Origin of the sequence: Paraclostridium dentum (assembly GCF_012922555.1) — a bacterium.
In the GTDB taxonomy this organism is placed as follows: domain Bacteria; phylum Bacillota; class Clostridia; order Peptostreptococcales; family Peptostreptococcaceae; genus Paraclostridium; species Paraclostridium dentum.
Map to the genome: position 1 here is coordinate 1 of NZ_WIPK01000035.1, position 2,373 is coordinate 2,373.

Sequence of the window (2,373 nt, forward strand, 5' to 3'; positions counted from 1 at the left end):
ATATGAGCTGATGATTCGAGTCAAACCCAAGCAGCTTGTCCAACACTTTGAGATTGTTGCTGCCGTCTATGAGCCTCACGGCATTGAGTTTTTGGATGCCCATGGTACATTCATCACCAATGAGCTACTTCCCCTGGTGGAGAAATCAGTCAGTGACAAAAAGGCGCATGTGTTGTTCTCTCCAACCCTTGATCAGCAAAGGAAATGCTCAGACTGTGAGGGTACGCTGATAGATGGAGATTTCTTCATCAACTATGATGTCAAGCGTGCACAGGATCTTGATATGCAGATAGTGAACGGGTATTTTGTACACTTCTTTGCCCCAGCTAATTTGCCACGATTGCCCAAGAATGTTGTGTTTGTGATAGACAAGAGCACCTCCATGTTGGGAGAAAAAATGCAACAGACTCGAGACGCGATGCAGACCATCCTCAGTGACCTGCATGAGGAAGATCACTTTGCCCTCGTAACTTTTTCAACTGGTGCCGATACATGGAAGTCAACACTAACCAGAGCCACAGAGGAAAATGTCAACGAAGCAAAAGCTTTTGCTAAAAACATATATGCATCTGGCTGGACAAACATTAATGAAGCTGTTTTGCGTGCTGCGGACTTGCTGAAAACGGCCAGGGCAAATAAAGTTGTTCCAGAAAACAGTGCATCCATGATCATCCTACTGACTGACGGAGACCCAACTAAAGGTGAAACAAACCCAGAAAAAATACAACAAAATGTCCGAAATGCTATCGGTGAAGAAGCGACCCTCTTTTGCCTGGGCTTTGGCTTTGATGTAAAATACAGTTTCCTGGATGTAATGGCGAAAGAGAATAACGGTCTGGCAAGGAGAATCTACGAGGCATCGGATGCTGTGCTTCAGCTACAGGGATTTTACAATGAGGTTGCAAACGTTCTCCTGTCAGATGTACATTTCACTTATCCAGACAGCACGGTAAACTCTGTGACTATCAGCAAATTCAAGCAGCTCTATAACGGCTCCGAGATTGTCGTGTCGGGTCGAATGAATGACATCGAAATGAACGACTTTCCAGTCGAAGTGTCTGCGCAGTCGTTAGATACAGAGTTTGTGCTAAAAGGCCAGGCCAGTACTACAGACTGGAATATCATCTTCCCCGATCAAGAATACATCTTTGGGGATTTCACTGAGCGTCTCTGGGCATATCTGACCATCCAGAATCTTTTGGACAAGAAAGACAAGGGTTCACCTGAGGAGTAGCAGAATGCTACAGCAGAAGCACTGGCGCTCTCTCTGAAATATAACTTTGTCACGCCGCTTACCTCCATGGTGGTGACCAAGCCTGAAACTGAAGAAAAGCCAGAGGATACACTAATTGCTGACAAGCTGACAGAAGATGAGCGTCCGGAAGTTAAAGCAAGTTCTGGTTCCTCATATTCTTATGCTTCATCGCCCAGTTCATCGGGTATCAGTTCTTCGCATTTTCACAATTATCACTCATCTGTAAATTGGGTTGATTCAGATCCACACTTCATCATTGAGTTCCCAAACCAAAATGATGCACTCTGCTTCAACATCAATGACAAACCTGGCACTATCTTCAACCTGGTCAAAGATCCACTGACAGGTATCATTGTAAATGGTCAAACTATTGGGGATAAGAAGATAGACCCTAACAATATGATGAGCACCTACTTTGGGCGCTTTGGAATCATTCATGCTAAGCTTGGCATCAGACTGATGGTGACTACACAGGACATCTTGGTGTCTGAAAGGGGCAAACAGGAAAAATTCTACTGGTCTGACAATACCTCTGTGAAAGGGCCCAACATGGACCTGCATATAACCAAAGACCGCAGTCTTACAGTGATCTTGAGGAACTCGATGAAATTTGTCATTGTTCTACACAAAGTGTGGAAAAAGCACCCATACCACCAGGATTATTTGGGCTTTTATACACTGGACAGCCACCTGTTTTCACAAAGAGTCCATGGTCTACTTGGACAATTTTTCCATGGTATAACATTCGAAGTTAGTGATGTCTTTCAAGGAGAAAACCCAGACAAACCAGACGCCCACATGTTTGTAAAAGGCCACAATCTCACAGTGACCAGGGGCTGGCAGAAAGACTACAGAAAGAATGTGAAGGAAGGAGAAGATGTGCCCTGTTGGTTCATTCATAATAATGGCACAGGGATTATTGATGGAGACATTGAAGACTATATTGTTTCTGGCCTCTTTAAGACAACCTGAGAAAAGAGACATGGCTACAAAGGACCTTCTTAGACTACACATGATGCATTCAGTTATTTTCTAATTAATCACTAATTAAATATACCTTGACCTTGTATCCCTTGAAAACGTACTTGCTACATAATAAACAACTCTGACAACTAAAA

At 43.5% G+C, this 2,373-nt stretch carries 2 protein-coding genes; both read left to right on the plus strand.

Going from position 1 to position 2,373, the window contains the following annotated elements; translation table 11 throughout:
* Positions 1–1,234 (plus strand): VWA domain-containing protein (locus tag GFJ41_RS20820; protein WP_170075957.1); only part of this gene is annotated, 1,234 nt, incomplete at its 5' end.
* Between the two features lie 66 nt (positions 1,235–1,300).
* The gene (locus GFJ41_RS20825; RefSeq protein WP_170075958.1) at positions 1,301–2,227 is read left to right on the plus strand and encodes a hypothetical protein; all 927 of its coding nucleotides are present in this window, start codon (positions 1,301–1,303) and stop codon (positions 2,225–2,227) included.
* Positions 2,228–2,373: the final 146 nt, after the last annotated feature.